At 65.2% G+C, this 17,616-nt stretch carries 26 protein-coding genes; 19 read left to right on the forward strand and 7 right to left on the reverse strand.

All coding sequences use genetic code 11. From position 1 onward, the window contains the following. The 13 genes from tuf to BV908_RS20245 all read left to right on the forward strand — a co-directional run bounded on the left by tuf (position 1) and on the right by BV908_RS20245 (position 7,258). The gene (gene tuf / locus BV908_RS20185) at positions 1-1,191 is read left to right on the forward strand and encodes an elongation factor Tu (protein WP_103738096.1); all 1,191 of its coding nucleotides are present in this window, start codon (positions 1-3) and stop codon (positions 1,189-1,191) included. A 27-nt stretch (positions 1,192-1,218) separates the two neighbouring features. Continuing rightward, positions 1,219-1,530 carry a 30S ribosomal protein S10 gene (rpsJ, locus tag BV908_RS20190; protein WP_003059431.1) on the forward strand — a complete coding sequence of 104 codons (312 nt, stop codon included), beginning with the start codon at positions 1,219-1,221 and terminating at the stop codon, positions 1,528-1,530. A 251-nt stretch (positions 1,531-1,781) separates the two neighbouring features. Continuing rightward, complete coding sequence (gene rplC / locus BV908_RS20195; protein WP_011803742.1) at positions 1,782-2,456, forward strand: 50S ribosomal protein L3; 675 nt, start codon at positions 1,782-1,784, stop codon at positions 2,454-2,456. Next, on the forward strand, positions 2,456-3,076 hold the full coding sequence (rplD, locus tag BV908_RS20200) for a 50S ribosomal protein L4 (RefSeq protein WP_011803743.1): 621 nt from the start codon (positions 2,456-2,458) through the stop codon (positions 3,074-3,076). Before rplC ends, rplD begins: the two co-directional genes overlap by 1 nt. Next, the gene (rplW, locus tag BV908_RS20205; protein ID WP_011803744.1) at positions 3,073-3,387 is read left to right on the forward strand and encodes a 50S ribosomal protein L23; all 315 of its coding nucleotides are present in this window, start codon (positions 3,073-3,075) and stop codon (positions 3,385-3,387) included. The genes rplD and rplW overlap by 4 nt, the downstream gene beginning before the upstream one ends. A gap of 3 nt (positions 3,388-3,390) precedes the next feature. Beyond that, a complete protein-coding gene (rplB, locus tag BV908_RS20210) occupies positions 3,391-4,215 on the forward strand; it encodes a 50S ribosomal protein L2 (RefSeq protein WP_011803745.1) in 825 nt (274 codons plus the stop codon). 10 nt (positions 4,216-4,225) lie between these two features. After that, positions 4,226-4,504, forward strand: coding sequence for a 30S ribosomal protein S19 (rpsS, locus tag BV908_RS20215; RefSeq protein WP_011803746.1), 279 nt, complete (start codon positions 4,226-4,228; stop codon positions 4,502-4,504). Between the two features lie 9 nt (positions 4,505-4,513). Continuing rightward, positions 4,514-4,846 (forward strand): 50S ribosomal protein L22, encoded by a 333-nt coding sequence (rplV, locus tag BV908_RS20220; RefSeq protein WP_011803747.1) that lies wholly within the window; start codon positions 4,514-4,516, stop codon positions 4,844-4,846. Between the two features lie 16 nt (positions 4,847-4,862). After that, a complete protein-coding gene (gene rpsC / locus BV908_RS20225) occupies positions 4,863-5,729 on the forward strand; it encodes a 30S ribosomal protein S3 (protein ID WP_012655363.1) in 867 nt (288 codons plus the stop codon). A gap of 2 nt (positions 5,730-5,731) precedes the next feature. Then, on the forward strand, positions 5,732-6,148 hold the full coding sequence (gene rplP, locus BV908_RS20230) for a 50S ribosomal protein L16 (RefSeq protein WP_011803749.1): 417 nt from the start codon (positions 5,732-5,734) through the stop codon (positions 6,146-6,148). 12 nt (positions 6,149-6,160) lie between these two features. After that, a complete protein-coding gene (rpmC, locus tag BV908_RS20235) occupies positions 6,161-6,358 on the forward strand; it encodes a 50S ribosomal protein L29 (RefSeq protein WP_011803750.1) in 198 nt (65 codons plus the stop codon). Positions 6,359-6,367: 9 nt separating this feature from the next. Continuing rightward, positions 6,368-6,637, forward strand: a complete 270-nt coding sequence (gene rpsQ / locus BV908_RS20240; protein WP_011803751.1) for a 30S ribosomal protein S17 — start codon at positions 6,368-6,370, stop codon at positions 6,635-6,637. A 114-nt stretch (positions 6,638-6,751) separates the two neighbouring features. Next, the gene (locus BV908_RS20245) at positions 6,752-7,258 is read left to right on the forward strand and encodes a peroxiredoxin (RefSeq protein WP_041835851.1); all 507 of its coding nucleotides are present in this window, start codon (positions 6,752-6,754) and stop codon (positions 7,256-7,258) included. A gap of 143 nt (positions 7,259-7,401) precedes the next feature. Here the strand turns inward: BV908_RS20245 and BV908_RS20250 are convergent, their stop codons facing one another. Further along, the gene (locus BV908_RS20250; RefSeq protein WP_011803753.1) at positions 7,402-7,917 is read right to left on the reverse strand and encodes a GNAT family N-acetyltransferase; all 516 of its coding nucleotides are present in this window, start codon (positions 7,915-7,917) and stop codon (positions 7,402-7,404) included. A 41-nt stretch (positions 7,918-7,958) separates the two neighbouring features. Then, on the reverse strand, positions 7,959-8,627 hold the full coding sequence (locus BV908_RS20255; RefSeq protein ID WP_011803754.1) for a cytochrome b/b6 domain-containing protein: 669 nt from the start codon (positions 8,625-8,627) through the stop codon (positions 7,959-7,961). Positions 8,628-8,807: 180 nt separating this feature from the next. Between BV908_RS20255 and BV908_RS20260 the strand changes: the two genes are divergently transcribed. Further along, on the forward strand, positions 8,808-9,269 hold the full coding sequence (locus tag BV908_RS20260) for a cytochrome c (protein WP_012655367.1): 462 nt from the start codon (positions 8,808-8,810) through the stop codon (positions 9,267-9,269). A gap of 95 nt (positions 9,270-9,364) precedes the next feature. Here BV908_RS20260 and BV908_RS20265 read toward each other — a convergent pair whose 3' ends face one another. Continuing rightward, positions 9,365-9,868 (reverse strand): TlpA disulfide reductase family protein, encoded by a 504-nt coding sequence (locus tag BV908_RS20265; protein WP_011803756.1) that lies wholly within the window; start codon positions 9,866-9,868, stop codon positions 9,365-9,367. A gap of 251 nt (positions 9,869-10,119) precedes the next feature. Between BV908_RS20265 and BV908_RS20270 the strand changes: the two genes are divergently transcribed. Genes BV908_RS20270 through ptsP form a run of 5 tightly spaced genes read left to right on the forward strand, consistent with a single transcriptional unit; the run spans position 10,120 to position 14,390 of the window. After that, a complete protein-coding gene (locus tag BV908_RS20270) occupies positions 10,120-10,683 on the forward strand; it encodes a hypothetical protein (RefSeq protein ID WP_103739061.1) in 564 nt (187 codons plus the stop codon). Beyond that, positions 10,680-11,918 (forward strand): MFS transporter, encoded by a 1,239-nt coding sequence (locus BV908_RS20275; protein ID WP_012655369.1) that lies wholly within the window; start codon positions 10,680-10,682, stop codon positions 11,916-11,918. Before BV908_RS20270 ends, BV908_RS20275 begins: the two co-directional genes overlap by 4 nt. Next, positions 11,915-12,364, forward strand: coding sequence for a PTS fructose transporter subunit IIA (locus BV908_RS20280; RefSeq protein ID WP_011803759.1), 450 nt, complete (start codon positions 11,915-11,917; stop codon positions 12,362-12,364). The genes BV908_RS20275 and BV908_RS20280 overlap by 4 nt, the downstream gene beginning before the upstream one ends. Further along, on the forward strand, positions 12,333-12,602 hold the full coding sequence (locus BV908_RS20285) for an HPr family phosphocarrier protein (protein WP_011803760.1): 270 nt from the start codon (positions 12,333-12,335) through the stop codon (positions 12,600-12,602). Before BV908_RS20280 ends, BV908_RS20285 begins: the two co-directional genes overlap by 32 nt. 18 nt (positions 12,603-12,620) lie before the next feature. Continuing rightward, positions 12,621-14,390: a phosphoenolpyruvate--protein phosphotransferase gene (gene ptsP / locus BV908_RS20290; protein WP_047349363.1), complete on the forward strand. Its 1,770-nt coding sequence runs from the start codon at positions 12,621-12,623 to the stop codon at positions 14,388-14,390. 71 nt (positions 14,391-14,461) lie between these two features. On the opposite strand, the gene lipA is transcribed toward ptsP, so the two are convergent. The 4 genes from lipA to BV908_RS20315 all read right to left on the reverse strand — a co-directional run. Continuing rightward, positions 14,462-15,442, reverse strand: a complete 981-nt coding sequence (gene lipA, locus BV908_RS20295; protein WP_011803762.1) for a lipoyl synthase — start codon at positions 15,440-15,442, stop codon at positions 14,462-14,464. Positions 15,443-15,459: 17 nt separating this feature from the next. Continuing rightward, positions 15,460-16,152, reverse strand: a complete 693-nt coding sequence (gene lipB, locus BV908_RS20300) for a lipoyl(octanoyl) transferase LipB (RefSeq protein ID WP_172751415.1) — start codon at positions 16,150-16,152, stop codon at positions 15,460-15,462. 11 nt (positions 16,153-16,163) lie between these two features. After that, positions 16,164-16,460 (reverse strand): DUF493 family protein, encoded by a 297-nt coding sequence (locus BV908_RS20305; RefSeq protein ID WP_088887827.1) that lies wholly within the window; start codon positions 16,458-16,460, stop codon positions 16,164-16,166. Positions 16,461-16,697: 237 nt separating this feature from the next. After that, positions 16,698-17,616: IS5-like element ISDisp1 family transposase (locus BV908_RS20315; protein ID WP_103737516.1), on the reverse strand; the 919-nt coding region annotated here is incomplete at its 5' end.

The following is a 17,616-nucleotide window of genomic DNA, read 5'->3' on the forward strand; positions in this document are numbered from 1 at the left end:
ATGGCAAAAGGTAAGTTTGAACGTACCAAGCCCCACGTGAACGTGGGCACGATCGGTCACGTGGACCATGGCAAGACGACGCTGACGGCGGCCATCGCCACGGTGCTGTCCAAGAAGTTCGGCGGCGAAGCCAAGGGCTACGACCAGATCGACAACGCCCCTGAAGAAAAGGCGCGCGGCATCACGATCAACACCTCGCACGTGGAATACGAAACGGCCACCCGCCACTACGCCCACGTCGACTGCCCCGGCCACGCCGACTACGTCAAGAACATGATCACCGGCGCCGCTCAGATGGACGGCGCCATCCTGGTGTGCTCGGCCGCTGACGGCCCGATGCCCCAGACGCGCGAGCACATCCTGCTGGCCCGTCAGGTGGGCGTGCCCTACATCATCGTGTTCCTGAACAAGTGCGACATGGTCGACGACGAGGAACTGCTTGAGCTGGTCGAAATGGAAGTGCGCGAGCTGCTGGACAAGTACGACTTCCCCGGCGACGACACCCCCATCATCCGCGGCTCCGCCAAGCTGGCCCTGGAAGGTGACCAGTCCGACAAGGGCGAACCCGCCATCCTGCGCCTGGCCGAAGCCCTGGACACCTACATCCCCACGCCTGAGCGCGCCGTGGACGGCGCCTTCCTGATGCCCGTGGAAGACGTGTTCTCCATCTCCGGCCGCGGCACCGTGGTGACCGGCCGCATCGAGCGCGGCATCATCAAGGTCGGCGAAGAAATCGAAATCGTCGGTATCCGCGACACGCAAAAGACCACCGTCACCGGCGTGGAAATGTTCCGCAAGCTGCTGGACCAGGGCCAGGCTGGCGACAACGTGGGCCTGCTGCTGCGCGGCACCAAGCGCGAAGACGTCGAGCGCGGCCAAGTGCTGTGCAAGCCCGGCTCCATCAAGCCCCACACCCACTTCACGGCTGAGGTGTACGTGCTGAGCAAGGACGAAGGCGGCCGTCACACGCCCTTCTTCAACAACTACCGTCCCCAGTTCTACTTCCGCACCACCGACGTGACCGGCTCCATCGAACTGCCGGCCGACAAGGAAATGGTGATGCCCGGCGACAACGTGTCGATCACCGTGAAGCTGATCAACCCCATCGCCATGGAAGAAGGCCTGCGCTTCGCTATCCGCGAAGGCGGCCGTACCGTGGGCGCCGGCGTCGTTGCCAAGATCATTGCGTAATCCAGCAAAGCACTGAAGGAATACACAATGTCCAAGCAAAAGATCCGCATCCGCCTGAAGGCATTCGACTACAAGCTGATCGATCAGTCTGCAGCCGAGATCGTTGACACCGCCAAGCGTACCGGCGCCATCGTCAAGGGCCCCGTGCCCCTGCCGACGCGCATGAAGCGCTTCGACATCCTGCGTTCGCCGCACGTCAACAAGACCAGCCGCGACCAGTTCGAAATCCGCACGCACCAGCGCCTGATGGACATCGTCGATCCCACGGACAAGACGGTGGACGCCCTGATGAAGCTGGACTTGCCGGCTGGCGTGGACGTCGAAATCAAGCTCCAGTAATCCCCTTCCTGTTGCTTGCTTCGTCCCGGTCCTCGCCGAGGGCCGGGCACCCCCAACGCGGACTTGCTTGTAAAAGCAGTCCGCGTTATACTTTGCGGCTTCGCGTTTTTGCGTCCAATTTTGGATGCGTGATGCGGAGTTTTATCAACCTTCTTTCGCGCACATAGGTGCAAGCCGTCGAGGCCAGCGCCCGTCGTGCAAACGTTCTGGCCAATTGAAGTCGGGGCGGCGGAAGTTTTGGAGAACAACCAATGAGTCTGAGCAACTCCCTCGGGTTGCTGGGTCGCAAGGTGGGCATGATGCGTCTGTTCACCGATGACGGGGACGCAGTGCCCGTCACGGTGGTGGATGTGTCCAACAACCGCGTGACCCAGGTGAAAACCCAAGAGAACGATGGCTACGTGTCCCTGCAGGTCACGTTCGGTTCGCGCAAGGCATCTCGCGTGACCAAGCCTGAAGCTGGCCACCTCGCCAAGGCGGGTGTCGAAGCCGGTGAAATCATCCGTGAATTCCGCGTGACCCCTGAAGTCGCAGGCAAGTACGCCGCTGGCGCTGCTGTGCCCGTGGCTGATGTGTTCGCCGTGGGCCAGAAGGTCGACGTGCAGGGCACCTCGATCGGTAAGGGCTTCGCCGGCACGATCAAGCGCCACAACTTCGGTTCGCAGCGTGCCTCGCACGGTAACAGCCGTTCGCACAACGTTCCTGGCTCCATCGGTATGGCGCAGGATCCGGGTCGCGTGTTCCCTGGCAAGAAGATGACGGGTCACCTCGGTGATGTCACCGTCACAACGCAAAACCTCGACGTGGTTCGCATCGACGAAGCACGCCAACTGCTCTTGATCAAGGGCGCTGTTCCGGGCTCCAAGGGTGGGTTCGTCACGGTGCGTCCGGCTGTCAAGGCGCAAGCTTCCAAAGGAGCGAACTAATGCAGCTCGAACTCCTGAATGAACAGGGCCAGGCAGCGTCCAAGGTGGATGTGCCCGAGACCGTGTTCGACCGTCAGTACAACGAAGACCTGATCCATCAGATCGTCGTCGCTTACCAGGCCAACGCCCGTCAAGGCACGCGCGCCCAGAAGGACCGCGAGCAGGTCAAGCACTCGACCAAGAAGCCTTTCAAGCAAAAGGGTACTGGCAATGCACGTGCCGGTATGACCTCCTCGCCTCTGTGGCGTGGGGGCGGTCGCATCTTCCCGAACCTGCCTGAAGAAAACTTCTCGCAGAAGATCAACAAGAAGATGTACCGCGCTGGCATGGCTTCCATCCTGTCGCAGCTGGCCCGTGAAGGTCGTCTGGCTGTGGTGGACTCCCTGAAGCTTGATACGCCCAAGACCAAGGTCCTGGCCGACAAGTTCAAGGCCATGAACCTGCAATCGGTGATGGTGATCGCCGATGAAGTGGACGAAAACCTGTACCTGGCATCCCGCAATCTGAAGAACGTGTTCGTGACCGAGCCGCGTTATGCAGATCCCGTGTCGCTGGTGCACTACAAGAAAGTGCTCGTCACCAAGGGCGCGATCGACAAACTCAAGGAGATGTTCGCATGAGCACGCTCAAGTTTGACGAAGGTCGTCTGATGCAAGTGTTGGTCGCTCCCATCGTGTCCGAAAAGGCCACCATGGTTGCCGAGAAGTCCAACGCTGTGACGTTCAAGGTGCTGCAGAACGCAACCAAGCCCGAGATCAAGGCCGCCGTGGAACTCATGTTCAAGGTGGAAGTGAAGGGCGTTTCTGTGGTGAACACCAAAGGCAAGACCAAGCGCTTTGGCAAGACCATGGGCCGCCGCGATAACGTGCGCAAGGCCTATGTGCTGCTGAAGGAAGGTCAAGAGCTGAACCTGTCCGGGGAGGCTGCGTAAACCATGGCCGTTATCAAGATCAAACCGACTTCCCCGGGCCAGCGCGGCGCGGTGAAGATCTCGCGTGACCACCTGTACAAGGGTGAAGCGTTTGCAGGTCTGCTGGAACCCCAGTTCCAGAAGGCCGGCCGCAACAACAACGGTCACATCACCACCCGTCACAAGGGCGGTGGCCACAAGCACCACTACCGCGTGGTGGACTTCCGTCGCAACAAGGACGCCATCCCTGCCAAGGTGGAGCGCATCGAGTACGACCCGAACCGCACGGCCCACATCGCCCTGGTGTGCTACGCCGACGGCGAGCGCCGCTACATCATTGCTCCGCGCAACCTGGAAGTGGGCGCCACGATCGTCAGCGGCTCCGAAGCGCCGATCCGCGTCGGTAACACGCTGCCGATCCGCAACATCCCTGTGGGCTCGACCATCCACTGCATCGAGCTCAAGCCCGGTGCCGGTGCGCAGATCGCCCGCTCCGCTGGTACGTCGGCCACGCTGCTGGCCCGCGAAGGCGTGTACGCCCAGGTGCGTATGCGTTCCGGCGAAGTGCGCAAAATCCACATCGAGTGCCGCGCCACGATCGGCGAAGTCGCCAACGAAGAGCACAGCCTGCGCCAACTGGGCAAGGCCGGTGTGAAGCGTTGGATGGGTATCCGTCCCACGGTGCGTGGCGTTGCCATGAACCCGATCGACCACCCGCACGGTGGTGGTGAGGGCCGTACCGGCGAGGGCCGTCATGCTGTTGACCCATGGGGCAACCTGACGAAGGGCTACCGCACCCGCAACAACAAGCGCACACAAGTGATGATTGTGTCGCGTCGCAAGAAGTAAGGGGTAGCAAATGACTCGTTCTCTCAAAAAGGGTCCGTTTGTTGACCATCACCTGGTCGCCAAGGTCGAAAAGGCCATTGCTACCAAGGACAAGAAGCCAGTCAAGACCTGGTCGCGTCGCTCCATGGTTCTGCCCGAGTTCATCGGCCTGACCATTGCCGTGCACAACGGCAAGCAACACGTGCCGGTTTATGTCACCGACCAGATGGTGGGCCACAAGCTGGGCGAATTCGCCCTGACGCGCACCTTCAAGGGTCACCCCGCGGACAAAAAAGTCCAGAAGAAGTAAGGAACGACCATGTCTGAAACACGTGCAGTCCTCCGGGGCGTCCGTCTGTCGGTGGACAAGGGTCGCCTGGTCGCTGACCTGATCCGCGGCAAGAAAGTGGACCAAGCCCTGAACATCCTGGCCTTCACGCAGAAAAAAGCTGCCGTGATCGTCAAGAAGGTGCTGGAGTCCGCCATCGCCAACGCCGAGCACAACGACGGCGCCGACATCGACGACCTGAAGGTCAAGACCATCTTCGTCGAGCAAGGCACCACGCTCAAGCGCTTCACCGCGCGCGCCAAGGGTCGCGGCAACCGCATCAGCAAGCCCACGTGCCACATCTACGTGACCGTGGGTAACTGAGGCCTAAAGGAAGAATATGGGACAGAAAATCCATCCTACCGGCTTCCGCCTTGCTGTAAGCCGCAACTGGGCCAGCCGCTGGTATGCCAGCAACCGTGACTTCGCCGGCATGCTGGCCGAAGACATCAAGGTGCGCGAGTACCTGAAGGCCAAGCTGAAGAACGCCGCCGTGTCGCGCATCCTGATCGAGCGTCCTGCCAAGAACGCCCGTATCACGATCTTCTCGGCACGTCCCGGCGTGGTGATCGGCAAGAAGGGCGAGGACATCGAGAACCTGAAGAAGGAACTCGCGACCCGCCTGGGCGTGCCTGTCGCCGTGAACATCGAAGAAGTGCGCAAGCCCGAAATCGATGCCAAGCTGATCGCCGACTCGATCACCCAGCAGCTGGAAAAGCGCATCATGTTCCGCCGCGCCATGAAGCGCGCCATGCAGAACGCGATGCGCCTGGGCGCCCAGGGCATCAAGATCATGTCCTCGGGCCGTCTGAACGGCATCGAAATCGCCCGTACCGAGTGGTACCGCGAAGGCCGTGTGCCGCTGCACACACTGCGCGCCGACATCGACTACGGCACCTCCGAAGCCAAGACCACCTATGGTGTGATCGGCGTGAAGGTGTGGGTCTACAAGGGCGACACGCTGGGCCGCAACGATCTGCCCGCCGCCGAGACGCCGCGTCCTGAAGAAGAGCGCCGTCCCCGTGGCCCGCGCCGCGATGGCCGCCCAGGCGACCGCGCCGGTGCTGGCCGTGGCGGCCGCCGCCCGATGGGCACCAATGCAGCCCCTGCCGACGGTAGCGACAAGCCTGCCGGCGCTGGTGGCGATTCCGTTAAGCGCGTCAAGAGCGCGCCCGCTGCCGCAGCGGCGGACGGTAAAGGAGAATAAACATGCTGCAACCTGCTCGCCGCAAGTTCCGTAAGGAGCAAAAAGGCCGCAACACCGGCGTTGCCACGCGTGGCAATTCGGTGGCTTTCGGTGACTTCGGTCTGAAGTGCACGGATCGTGGCCGTCTGACGGCCCGCCAGATCGAGGCCGCACGCCGTGCGATCTCCCGCCACGTCAAGCGTGGTGGCCGTATCTGGATCCGCGTGTTCCCCGACAAGCCGATCTCTACCAAGCCCGCTGAAGTGCGCATGGGTAACGGTAAGGGCAACCCCGAGTACTACGTGGCTGAGATTCAGCCCGGCAAGGTGGTGTTCGAGATCGTTGGCGTGCCTGAAGAACTGGCCCGCGAAGCGTTCCGCCTGGCTGCCGCCAAGCTGCCGCTGCGCACCACGTTCGTTGCCCGTCAGATTGGCGCCTAAGGAGAAATCAACATGACGAAATCTGCTGAACTCCGCCAAAAAGACGTGGCCGGCCTGGAAGCCGAAATCAAATCGCTGCAAAAGGCCCATTTCGGCCTGCGCATGCAAAAGGCCACGCAACAGCTGGGCAACACCGCCACGCTGAAGGCCACGCGCCGCGACATCGCCCGCGCCAAGACCATTCTTGCTGAAAAGCAAGCCGCCAAGTAAGGAGCCGACATGACGGAAGCTAAAAAATCCCTCAAGCGCACCTTGGTTGGCAAGGTGGTCAGCGACAAGCGCGCCAAGACCGTGACCGTGCTGGTCGAGCGCCGTGTGAAGCACCCCATCTACGACAAGATCATGATCAAGTCGAGCAAGTACCACGCCCATGATGAGAATGGCGAGTACAAGATGGGCGACACCATCGAGATCACGGAGAGCCGTCCGCTCTCCAAGACCAAGAACTGGGTGGCCACACGCCTGGTGCAAAAGGCCGGGCTGCTCTAAGCCTTCGCAGACGCCGTCTGCGCGCCTCCGAGAAACGACCCACAATGTGGGTCGTTTTTCTTTTTGGGGCCCGCAGATCCTGCCGGGGCCCTCCAACCCAGCAAGGAGATTCTCATGATCCAAGTCGGCGACACGCTGCCCGCCATCACACTGATGGAGTACTCGGAAGTCGAGGGCAATGGCTGCAGCCTCGGCCCGAACCCGGTGGATGTGCAAAAGGCCGCCGCGGGCAAGACGATTGCGCTGTTCGCGGTGCCGGGCGCCTTCACGCCCACCTGCTCGGCCAAGCACGTTCCCGGCTACGTGGAGCAGGCGGGCGCCCTGAAGGCTGCCGGCGTGGACGAGATCTGGTGCCTGTCGGTGAACGATGCCTTCGTGATGGGCGCCTGGGCGCGCGACCAGAAGACCGATGGCAAGGTGCGCATGCTGGCGGACGGCGACGCCGCGTTCGCCAAGGCCACCGGTTTGACGCTGGACTTGAACGGCAAGGGCCTGGGCCTGCGCAGCAACCGCTATTCCATGCTGGTCAAGGACGGCAAGGTGGTTGCATTGAACGTCGAGGCGCCGGGCAAGTTCGAGGTGAGCGACGCCGCTACGCTGCTCGGCCAGGCCAAGGGCTGAGGCTGCTGGTGCTGGCATCGGAGGGCTCCGGTGCTGGCACCACGCCGCAGGCGAAACGCCGCCCCGTCGCGAGATGCGGGTGGCTTTGCTATTATTTGAATAGCTATTAACGCTTTCCTGATAAGCGCTAGAGGCCCAAAAGGTTAGTAAATTTCCGCTTTCAGGTAGTGCGAACCCGGCAGGGGGTTGTGGTAATACGGCGGTATTTCCTCGAAGCCCAGTTCGGAATACAGCGCACGCGCCGATTCCATGCCGTCCAGCGTGTCCAGCAACACGCAGGCATAGCCGGCCTGCCGTGCCTGGTCCAGCATGGCCTCGGCCAACTGCCGCCCCAGGCCGAAGCCGCGGAACGCCTTGCGCACGTACAGGCGCTTCATCTCGCAGGCGTTGGGGTAGTCGGCGGTGTCCAGCGGCCGCAGGGCGCAGCACCCGGCAATGCTGCCCTCCACTTCGGCCAGCAGGATATGGCCGCGCGGCGGCGCGTATTCGCCCGGCAGGGTGGCGAGTTCCTGCGCAAAGTTCTGGAACGACAGGTCCACGTCCAGGGTGTCGGCATATTCCTGGAAGATGTCGCGCACCACGTGCATCTCGTGGGGCAGGGCGGGGCTCAGCAGCGTAATGTCAGGGGAATGGTCCACTGTGCAGAAAGAATCCGGCATGAAAAAGGCAGGGGCCAGTGTAGCCGCACCGCTGTGGGCACTCAAAAAGCCCCCAGGCTGGCGACCCACCAGGCCAGCAGCGCGCTCAGAGCCGCCACAAGGGCCGCCCCTGCGCGGCTGAGCGCATCGTCGCGCGACGCGGGTGTGGCCCCGGGCAGTTGACGATCGCCGTGCACCATGGGGCCCACCAGGGCCTGACGGCGCACCAGGGTATAGAAAACAATCGCCGCCAGGTGCAGCGCGACGAGCCCCAACAGCAGGAATTGGCCCACGTCCTTGTGATACCAAGTGGCCTGCGATACCCACTCGCCAGAAACGAAACGCGTGAGCGGACCGGCGAAGGCGATCTCGTCGTCGCTCAGCAGGCCGGTGCCTACCTGGGCCAGCAGCACCGCCAGCAGGGCAAAGACCGACAGTGCGCCCAGCGGCGAATGGCCGGGGCTGGTCACCTTGCCTTCCTGGTTGGCGAAGTGGCTGCGCAGGCGCGCGGGTGTGGGCAGGAAGCTCGCAAAACGCGACCAGCGTCCGCCCACCAGGCCCCAGGCCAGGCGAAAGGCCAGCAGCGCCAGCATCACGTAGCCCAGCCGCAGATGCCACTGCATGGCGTTGCCGCCCAGCTTGGCGGTGACGACCAGGGCGACGGTGGTCACGGCGAGCGACCAGTGGAACAGCCGGGTCGGCAAATCCCAGATGCGTACGGTGTGCGGCATGGCGAAGCGGGGGAGCGGAGGACGCGGCTATTGTGCCCAGCGTGCCCCCGTCGGGCTATATCCGACTGCCCTTCGGGCGCTTGCGGCCATGGCGTCACGCGGCCGCGCCATACTGCGCGCCGGCGCAGGGCGTCCAGCCGTCGCCGCAGCCATTCCCTTCCCCACGACAAGGTGCATTCCATGCCAATCAAAGCCCTCGCTCTTGCCGCCACCGCAGCAGCCGCCACGCTGGTGTCGCTGCCCGCCGCTGCCCAGTTCGCCAAGCCAGAAGATGCCATCAAGTACCGCCAGGGTGCGCTGTTCGTGATGGGACAGCATTTCGGCCGCATCGGCGCAATGGCCAATGGCCGCGTGCCGTTCGACGCGAAGGCTGCGCAAGAGAATGCCGATACCGTCGCCGCCCTGGCCGCTTTGCCGTGGGCCGGCTTCGGCCCCGGCACGGACAAGGGCGCCCCTACCAAGGCCAAGCCCGGCGTGTGGACCGAACAGGCCAAGTTCCAGGAGCATGCCGACAAGTTCCAGGCCGAGGCCGCCAAGCTGGCCGCCGCCGCCAAGACGGGCAGCCTGGACAACCTGAAGGCCGCGTTCGGCCCGGCGGCCAATTCCTGCAAGGCGTGCCACGACGCCTACCGCGCACGTTGATGCGCTATTGAATTGGTAGCTGTCAGCGCATGCTGCATAAGCGCGAAAGGCCGATTTCGTTCAGGAAATCGGCCTTTTTTCTGAAGAAAGGTGCCTCAGGCTTCGGCCAGCAGGCGTTCGATGAGCTTGTGCAGCTCCTCGAAATCGGGTGCGCCGATGTAGCTCTTCACGATCTCTCCGCGCTTGTTGACGATGTACGTGGTGGGGGTGAGCTTCACGTCGCCCCAGGCCTTGGCCACGGCGCCGGTGTTGTCGATGGCCACCTTGAACGGCAGCTTGCGCGTTTCGGTGAAGTTGACCACGTAGCTCGGCGGGTCGTAGCTCATGGCCACGGCCAGCGTCTCGAAGCCCTGGCCTTTGTACTTGTCGTAGGTCGCGACGATCTCGGGCATCTCCGCCACGCAGGTGGTGCAGCTGGTGGCCCAGAAGTTCACCAGCGCCACCTTGCCCTTGAGGTCGGCGGTGGTCTGCTGCGAACCGTCGAGCAGAACGAACGTGGACTGCGGTGCCTGGGACGTGCCCGAGCCCAGCACCACCACGGCGCCCACGGCAGCGCCCGCCACCAGGGCGCCCGCCGCCAGCCATTTCTTGATCTGCATAACCAGGTACTCCGTGTGGGCCGCCGTTCGGGTGGCCGTTCGTGTGTTTGACGCGATAGGTACGGGATTGTGCCGCGCGGGGCGTTCCAGCACTCGCCACCATGGGATTGCCAGCAAGGCGGTAAGTTCACCGGACGGCCGGCCGTGAGCGCGGTTTGCGCCAGCGCAAAGCCCTGGGGCCCATACCGTGCGCCGTCTAGAGGGGCAACCGCCAGCAGCCAGCCAGGGCGGCGCTGGGAATAATCAGGCACATGACCCTTGCTCCTGCCGGCGCGCGCCGTCTCCTGACCCTGGCCTTCGCGGCCAGCATGCTGGCGCTGGCCGCCTGCAGCCCTGCGCTGAATTGGCGCAGCGTCATCTTGCCCGACGCCGGCCTGGCGCTGACGCTGCCCTGCAAGCCCGAGTATGCGAGCCGGCCCGTGGACCTGGGCACGGGCGCCGTGCCGCTCGCCATGGTCGGCTGCGAGGCCGATGGCGCCACCTTCGCCGTATCCCACATGCCGCTGGCCGAAGCGGCGCAGGCCGGGGCGATGCTGGCGCGCTGGCAGGCGGCCGTACAGGCCGGCATGCGCGCTTCGCAGCCGGCTGCACCCGTCGCCTTCGTGCCCACGCGCGCGCTGGCTGTGCCGCAGTCGGTGCGGCTGCAGGCGCAGGGCCAGGCGCCCGGCGGCTCGGCCGTCACCGTCGATGCCGTGTGGTTCGCGCGCCTGGAGGGCGGCCAGGCACGTCTGTACCACGCGGCGGTCTATGCGCCGCGCCGCACGACGGCCACGGCGGCTGACACCTTCTTCGCCAGCCTGGCGCTGCAGCCATGAGCGTGCTCACGCGGCGCACGGCCGTGGTCGTCTTCCTGGCCTTTGCGTTCACCTACTTCATCTCGGCGCTGCTGCGCGCGATCACCGCCACTCTGGCGCCCACACTGGAGGCCGAGTTCCAGTTGCACGCGCGCGACCTGGGGCTGCTGGCGGGTGGCTACTTCCTGGGTTTCTCGCTCACGCAACTGCCGCTGGGCCGGTGGCTGGATCGTCATGGCCCGCGCGTGGTGCTGCTGGGTTTTCTGGGCGTGGCGGTGGCGGGGTGCCTGGTGTTCTCCTGGGCCACGGGCTTCTCGGGGCTGCTTGCGGGGCGCATGCTGTGCGGCGCGGGCGTCAGCGCCTGCCTGATGGCTCCGCTCACGGGGTTCCGGCGCTGGCTGGAGCCTGGTGCGCAGCTGCGCGCCAACTCCTGGATGCTGATGACCGGTTCGCTGGGCATGGTGGCGTCCACGCTGCCGGTGCAGTGGCTGCTGCCACTGGCAGGGTGGCGCCCGTTGTTCTGGGGGCTGGCGGCGCTCATCGTGCTGGCCATGGCGCTGCTGGCGCTGGGCGTGCCGCGCTGGCCGCAGGCGCCGGCAGAGTCGGGAGCAGGCGTAGAAACGGGCTATGCACAGGTGTGGCGCCATCCGTACTTCCTGCGCACGGCGCCGCTGGGCTTCTTCTGCTATGGCGGCATGGTCGCGGTGCAGACGCTGTGGGCCGCGCCCTGGATGCAGCACGTGGCCGGCTATACGCCGTTGCAGGCCGCCACTGGGCTGTTCTGGATCAATGTGAGCATGCTGATCACCTTCTGGACCTGGGGCATGGCCAGCCCGTGGTTGCTGCGCCGCGTGGGCGGGGCCGACCCGGTGATGGCCGCGAGTTTGCCGCTGTCGCTGCTGGTGCTGGCGGGCATTGTGTTGGCGGGTGGACGTGCGGGCGCCGCGGCCTGGGCGCTGTATTGCGTGTCATGCACCAGCGTGGCGCTGTCGCAGCCCGCGGTGGCATTAGCGTTCCCGCAGGCGCTGGCGGGGCGCGCGCTGTCGGCGTACAACCTGGTGATCTTTGCGGGGGTGTTTGCCGTGCAATGGGGTATTGGCCTGGCGGTGGACGCATTCGTGGCCGCCGGGCTGGACATGGCGCGTGCCTACCGGGCCGCCATGGCGCTGCACCTGGCCTGCACGGCGGGGGCCTATGCATGGTTCATGGCGCGGCGCGGGCACGGTGATAATGCACTGCACTGCAGCACCCCATGAATACGCGCCTTCTCATCATCGCCCACGCCCCTTTGGCCCATGCGCTGCGTGAGTGCGCGCTGCACGTGTTCCCCGACTGCTGGCAGGAGGTGCTGGCGCTGGACGTGCCGCCCCATGAGGCCCCCGAGGCCACGCTGTCGGCCGCCCGCGCGCTGATGGAGCAGCAGGGCGAGGCCTCGGTGCTGGTGCTGAGCGACTTGTTCGGCGCCACGCCCTGCAACGTGGCCCAGCGGCTGGTGGACGGCCTGCAGTCCCGCCTGGTGGCGGGCGTGAACCTGCCCATGCTGCTGCGCGCCGTGAGCTACCGTAGCGAGCCGCTGGATGCGCTGGTGGCACGCGCCCTCGTGGGTGGCACGCAGGGCGTGATGCAGGTGGGCGCGGCCGCGCCGCAGAATCAAAACCGACGTCCGTCTCATGATCAAGAAGAACATCACCATCAGCAATAAGCTGGGCCTGCATGCCCGCGCCTCCGCCAAACTCACCAAGATGGCGGGCAGTTTTCCCTGCGACGTCTGGATGCGCAAGGGAGAGCGCCGCATCAATGCCAAGAGCATCATGGGGGTGATGATGCTGGCGGCGGGCATGGGGTCCGAGGTCGAGATCGAGACCGATGGCGCGCAGGAGCAGGAAGCCATGGATGCGCTTGTCGCGCTCATCGATGGCAAGTTTGGCGAGGGCGAATAAACCGCAGGCGAGGCACGCATGACCTTCTCCATCCACGGTCTGGCTGTCGCGCGCGGCATCGCCATCGGGCGGGCGGTGCTCGCGGTATCCAGCCGCATGGAGGTGGTGCACTACTTCATCGAGCCCGGCCAGGTCGAGGCCGAGATCCTGCGTGCGCGCCGCGGACGGGACGCGGTGGCCGAGGAGCTGCAGCGCCTGCAGGCCGACATGCCGCACGACGCGCCGCCCGAGCTGGCCGCGCTGCTGGACGTGCACCTGATGCTGCTGCAGGACGAGATGCTGGTCAACGGCGTCAAGCACTGGATCACCGACCGCCTCTACAACGCCGAGTGGGCGCTGACCACGCAGTTGGAGATCATCAGCCGCCAGTTCGACGAAATGGAGGACGACTACCTGCGCGAGCGCAAGGCCGACCTGGAGCAGGTGGTGGAGCGCATCCTGCGCCACATGCGCGGCGTGGCCAGCCCCGTCGCGCCGCCGCCCTCCGCCCCGCGCCGCCAGGCCGAGGCGGGTGCGGAGGCGGAGTTCCTGCTGGGCGGCGCGGCCGATGCGCCGCTGGTGCTGGTGGCGCACGATCTGTCGCCGGCCGACATGCTGCAGTTCAAGCAGAGCGTGTTCGCCGGATTCGTGACCGACGTGGGGGGCAAGACCAGCCACACGGCCATCGTGGCGCGCAGCATGGACATCCCCGCCGTGGTGGGCGCGCGCAGCGCCAGCCAGTTGGTGCGACAGGACGACTGGGTCATCATCGACGGCGATGCCGGCGTGGTCATCGTCGACCCCACGCCGATCATCCTGGCGGAATACGGCTTTCGCCAGCGCCAGATCACGCTGGAGCGCGAGCGCCTCATGCGGCTGCGCCACACGCCGGCCGTCACGCTGGATGCGCAGGCCATTGAGCTGCTGGCCAACATCGAGCAGCCCGGTGATGCGGGTGCCGCGCTGCGCGCGGGCGCGGCGGGCGTGGGGTTGTTTCGCAGCGAATTTTTGTTCATGGGCCGCAGCGGCCGCCTGCCGGACGAGGAGGAGCAGTACCGCGCCTACCGCGAGGCGGTGGAGGGCATGCAGGGCCTGCCCGTGACCATCCGCACCGTCGATGTGGGCGCCGACAAGCCGCTGGACAAGGGGTACAAGGACAGTTCGCTCAACCCGGCGCTGGGCCTGCGCGCCATCCGCTGGAGCCTGGCCGATCCGGCCATGTTCCGCACCCAGCTGCGCGCGGTGCTGCGCGCGGCGGCACACGGCCCGGTGCGGCTGCTGTTCCCCATGCTCGCGCATGTGAGCGAGATCCGGCAGACGCTGGCCCAGGTGGACCTGGCGCGCGCCGAGCTGGACGCACGCGGCGCTGCCTACGGTGCGGTGCAGCTGGGCGCCATGATCGAGGTGCCGGCTGCGGCGCTCATGGTGCGCCAGTTCCTGCGCTACTTCGACTTTCTCTCGATCGGCACCAACGACCTGATCCAGTACGCGCTGGCCATCGACCGCGCGGACGAGGCCGTGGCCCACCTGTACGACCCGCTGCACCCGGCCGTGCTGCGGCTGGTGGCCGACGTGATCGCGGAGGGCGCGCGCCAGGGCAAGAGCGTGAGCGTGTGCGGCGAGATGGCGGGCGATGTCGCCATGACCCGGCTGCTGCTGGGCCTGGGCCTGCGCAGCTTCTCGATGCAGCCGGCGCAGATCCTGGCCGTCAAGCAGGAGGTGCTGCGCGCCGACGCGCGCAAGCTGGGCGAGTGGGCGCAGCAACTGTTGGATGCGGACGATCCGGCTGCGTCGTTGCAAGCGCCCTGATCGCTATTTAAATAATAGCTGCTTGCGCTTGTCAGTATTGGCCTAGAGGCCGATTTGACTTGTATTCCGAGTCAAACGCCAGCGGCGTGCGCCTGCTGGTCGGCGTGGTAGCTGGAGCGCACCATGGCACCCACGGCGGCATGGCTGAAGCCCATCTTGTAGGCTTCTTCCTCGAACATCTTGAAGGTGTCGGGGTGCACGTAGCGGCGCACCGGCAGGTGGCTGTTGCTGGGGGCGAGGTACTGGCCGATGGTCAGCATCTCGATGCCATGGGCGCGCATGTCGCGCATGACTTCCAGAATTTCCTCGTCCGTCTCGCCCAGGCCCACCATCAGGCCGCTCTTGGTGGGCACGCCGGGGTGCAGTTGCTTGAACTTCTTGAGCAGGTTGAGGCTGAACTGGTAGTCAGAGCCGGGGCGCGCTTCCTTGTACAGGCGCGGCACGGTTTCCAGGTTGTGGTTCATCACGTCCGGGGGCGCGGCCTTGAGGATTTCGAGCGCACGGTCGTCGCGGCCGCGGAAGTCGGGCGTGAGGATCTCGATCTGCGTGCTGGGCGAGAGTTCGCGGGTGCGCTGGATGCACTCCACGAAGTGGCCCGAGCCGCCGTCGCGCAGATCGTCGCGGTCCACGCTGGTGATGACCACGTACTTCAGGCGCAGCGCGGCAATCGTCTTGGCGAGGTTCAGCGGCTCGTCTTTGTCCAGCGGGTCGGGGCGGCCGTGGCCCACGTCGCAGAACGGGCAGCGGCGCGTGCACTTGTCGCCCATGATCATGAACGTGGCCGTGCCCCTGCCAAAGCATTCGCCGATGTTGGGGCAACTGGCTTCCTCGCACACCGTGTGCAGCTTGTGCTCGCGCAGGATGTTCTTGATCTCGTAAAAGCGCGTGGTGGGACTGCCTGCCTTCACGCGGATCCACTCGGGCTTCTTGAGCACCTCGCCCTGCTCGACCTTGATCGGGATGCGCGACAGCTTGGCCGCGGCCTTCTGCTTGGCCAGCGGGTTGTAGGCTTCGGTGGACTGCGCTTCGCGCACGACGTCGGGAGTGCTCATGGCTGCTGAGGGAGAGGTCAGGGCGCGAGGCGGCGTGCGAGCTGTTGACCCAGCATGGCCGCGGCATCGTCCCAGGGGATGTGGATGCCGATTGTAGAAAGGTCCACCGTTTGCAAACCTGCGTAACCGCAAGGGTTGATGCGCGAGAAGGGTTCCAGGTCCATGGCGACGTTCAGCGCCACGCCGTGGTAGGTGCAGTGGCGCGCGACCTTGATGCCCAGCGCGGCGATCTTGCCCAAGCCGGTGAAGTCCGGCTGGGGCGGGCCATCGGCGTGGGCACGTTTTTGCGGGCGCTGCGGCAGCATGCTGTGGCCGCGCGGATCGTCCAGGCGCACGTAGATGCCGGGCGCGCCGGCCACGCGGTGGCCCGTCACGCCGTAGTGGCCCAGCGTGCGGATCACGGCTTCCTCTATGCGGTACACGTATTCCTTGACGTAGTAGCCCGCACGGCGCAGATCGATGAGCGGATAGGCCACGACCTGGCCGGGGCCATGGTGCGTCACCTGCCCGCCGCGGTTGGTGGCAACGACGGGGATGCCGCCGGGCGAGAGGACGTGGTCGCTCTTGCCGGCCAGGCCCTGCGTGTACACCGCGGGGTGCTCACAAATCCACAGCTCGTCGGGCGTCTCGTCAGTGCGCTCCTCCGTGAAGCGCTGCATGGCGGCCACCGTGGCCGGGTAGTCCACCCGGCCCAGCATGCGCAACTGCATGGTGCGGACGTTCAGAGCACGACCTTGACCATCGGGTGCGAGGTCAGGGCCCGGTACAGATCATCGAGCTGCTCCCGGCTGGTGGCAGTCACGGTGATGGTCACGCCCAGGTAGTTGCCCGCGCGGCTGTCGCGCAACTCGATGGTGGAAGCGTCGAAGTCGGGGTCGAAGCGGCGCGCAACCTCGGTGACGGCATGCACGAACCCGTTCACGTTTGCTCCCATGACCTTGATGGGAAAGCGGGACGGATATTCGATCAACGAGTCCTTGCGAGGATCGGCGGAAGAGGGCTGGTTGGGCGTCGTCATTAGGCTCTTTCAAGGCCGGAGGGGCCGAAGGGAAGGGGCGCCCCAAGCGGGTGGCGATGGTATACCCGCGGTTCGCTGTGGCTTTAGCAGGCCGTTGAAAAAGTGCTTTTCGAACGCATCAGGGACGCTGAGTGCGAAGACACGAGCTGCCCAGACGCGTCTGCGCAGCGATTGCAACGGCCCATCTGGCCGGTTTGCAGGCCCTCCCGCCCATTTCGGGCGCACGTATCCCTGGGCTCACGCATGATGCGCGTCCCACCAGCCGCCGATGCTGCCCATTCGCACAAGGTTGTAGGTGGCAAAGCACAGCAGCGCCTGGCCCGTGAGCTTGGCCTGACCGATCAGCTTGGTCTTTGCCAGACCACCGACGGTCTTGATCCAGCCAAAGGCCTCTTCGATGCGCTTGCGCACCTTCAGGCTGGTCTTGTAGCCCTCGTGCCGTGTCACTCGCGCATCCACCGCCGAGTGTTTGTCCTTGGCCGCCACGTGGGGCGTGACTTTGAGCTTTCTGCAGCCTTTGATGAAGGCCTTGCTGTCGTAGCCCTTGTCGGCACCGACCGTGGCCCGTTTGTTCCTGTTGCCCCGACGCTCCAACATGGCCAGCGCCGCCTCGCGCTCGGCCGTGCCGCTGGCGTGGGTGATCTCGACATCCACGATCAGCCCGTTGCGGTTCTCCATGAGGATGTGCCCCATGTGGCACAGGCGGGATTTGTCGCCCTGGCTCTTCTTGAACAGCCGGGCATCGGCGTCCGTGGTGCTCTCGTGGGTGTCGTTGCAGCGCTCCTGCCCCTTGAAGTCCACCTCGGGGTTGCGCCCAGGCGGCGTGCCGCTGTCGTCGTCTTTGCGCTTGAAGCTCTTGTGCGAGGCCCAGGCGTCAATGAGCGTGCCGTCCACGCTGAAGTGCTCGTCGCTGGCGAGCTTGCCCCACTGGGCACTGAGCTTGACGCGCTCGAAGAAGGCGCGGGCGAGGTCTTCGTTGAACAGACGTTCGCGGTTGGCGCTGAAAGTGGAGTGGTCCCAGACCTTGTCTTCGATGTTCAGGCCCACGAACCAGCGGTACAGCAGGTTGTAGTTGATCGCTTCGACCAACTGGCGCTCGCTGCGGATGGAGAACAGGATCTGCAGCAGCAAGGCCTTGAGCAGCATCTCCGGTGGC

It is taken from the genome of Diaphorobacter sp. LR2014-1 (assembly GCF_002916785.1).
GTDB lineage: Bacteria > Pseudomonadota > Gammaproteobacteria > Burkholderiales > Burkholderiaceae_C > Diaphorobacter > Diaphorobacter nitroreducens.

Bases quoted from the DNA above. Each gene is read 5' to 3' on its own strand.
- BV908_RS20245 (WP_041835851.1), top strand. From the start codon at position 6,752: ATGATCCAAGTCGGCGACACGCTGCCCGCCATCACACTGATGGAGTAC.
- BV908_RS20255 (WP_011803754.1), bottom strand. From the start codon at position 8,627: ATGCCGCACACCGTACGCATCTGGGATTTGCCGACCCGGCTGTTCCAC.
- rplD (WP_011803743.1), top strand. From the start codon at position 2,456: ATGCAGCTCGAACTCCTGAATGAACAGGGCCAGGCAGCGTCCAAGGTG.
- rplW (WP_011803744.1), top strand. From the start codon at position 3,073: ATGAGCACGCTCAAGTTTGACGAAGGTCGTCTGATGCAAGTGTTGGTC.
- rplV (WP_011803747.1), top strand. From the start codon at position 4,514: ATGTCTGAAACACGTGCAGTCCTCCGGGGCGTCCGTCTGTCGGTGGAC.
- rplP (WP_011803749.1), top strand. From the start codon at position 5,732: ATGCTGCAACCTGCTCGCCGCAAGTTCCGTAAGGAGCAAAAAGGCCGC.
- rplC (WP_011803742.1), top strand. From the start codon at position 1,782: ATGAGTCTGAGCAACTCCCTCGGGTTGCTGGGTCGCAAGGTGGGCATG.
- rpsC (WP_012655363.1), top strand. From the start codon at position 4,863: ATGGGACAGAAAATCCATCCTACCGGCTTCCGCCTTGCTGTAAGCCGC.
- BV908_RS20270 (WP_103739061.1), top strand. From the start codon at position 10,120: ATGACCCTTGCTCCTGCCGGCGCGCGCCGTCTCCTGACCCTGGCCTTC.
- BV908_RS20265 (WP_011803756.1), bottom strand. From the start codon at position 9,868: ATGCAGATCAAGAAATGGCTGGCGGCGGGCGCCCTGGTGGCGGGCGCT.
- BV908_RS20275 (WP_012655369.1), top strand. From the start codon at position 10,680: ATGAGCGTGCTCACGCGGCGCACGGCCGTGGTCGTCTTCCTGGCCTTT.
- BV908_RS20280 (WP_011803759.1), top strand. From the start codon at position 11,915: ATGAATACGCGCCTTCTCATCATCGCCCACGCCCCTTTGGCCCATGCG.
- rpsS (WP_011803746.1), top strand. From the start codon at position 4,226: ATGACTCGTTCTCTCAAAAAGGGTCCGTTTGTTGACCATCACCTGGTC.
- rpsJ (WP_003059431.1), top strand. From the start codon at position 1,219: ATGTCCAAGCAAAAGATCCGCATCCGCCTGAAGGCATTCGACTACAAG.
- rpmC (WP_011803750.1), top strand. From the start codon at position 6,161: ATGACGAAATCTGCTGAACTCCGCCAAAAAGACGTGGCCGGCCTGGAA.
- rplB (WP_011803745.1), top strand. From the start codon at position 3,391: ATGGCCGTTATCAAGATCAAACCGACTTCCCCGGGCCAGCGCGGCGCG.
- lipA (WP_011803762.1), bottom strand. From the start codon at position 15,442: ATGAGCACTCCCGACGTCGTGCGCGAAGCGCAGTCCACCGAAGCCTAC.
- tuf (WP_103738096.1), top strand. From the start codon at position 1: ATGGCAAAAGGTAAGTTTGAACGTACCAAGCCCCACGTGAACGTGGGC.
- lipB (WP_172751415.1), bottom strand. From the start codon at position 16,152: ATGCAGTTGCGCATGCTGGGCCGGGTGGACTACCCGGCCACGGTGGCC.
- BV908_RS20260 (WP_012655367.1), top strand. From the start codon at position 8,808: ATGCCAATCAAAGCCCTCGCTCTTGCCGCCACCGCAGCAGCCGCCACG.
- BV908_RS20305 (WP_088887827.1), bottom strand. From the start codon at position 16,460: ATGACGACGCCCAACCAGCCCTCTTCCGCCGATCCTCGCAAGGACTCG.
- rpsQ (WP_011803751.1), top strand. From the start codon at position 6,368: ATGACGGAAGCTAAAAAATCCCTCAAGCGCACCTTGGTTGGCAAGGTG.
- BV908_RS20250 (WP_011803753.1), bottom strand. From the start codon at position 7,917: ATGCCGGATTCTTTCTGCACAGTGGACCATTCCCCTGACATTACGCTG.
- BV908_RS20285 (WP_011803760.1), top strand. From the start codon at position 12,333: ATGATCAAGAAGAACATCACCATCAGCAATAAGCTGGGCCTGCATGCC.
- ptsP (WP_047349363.1), top strand. From the start codon at position 12,621: ATGACCTTCTCCATCCACGGTCTGGCTGTCGCGCGCGGCATCGCCATC.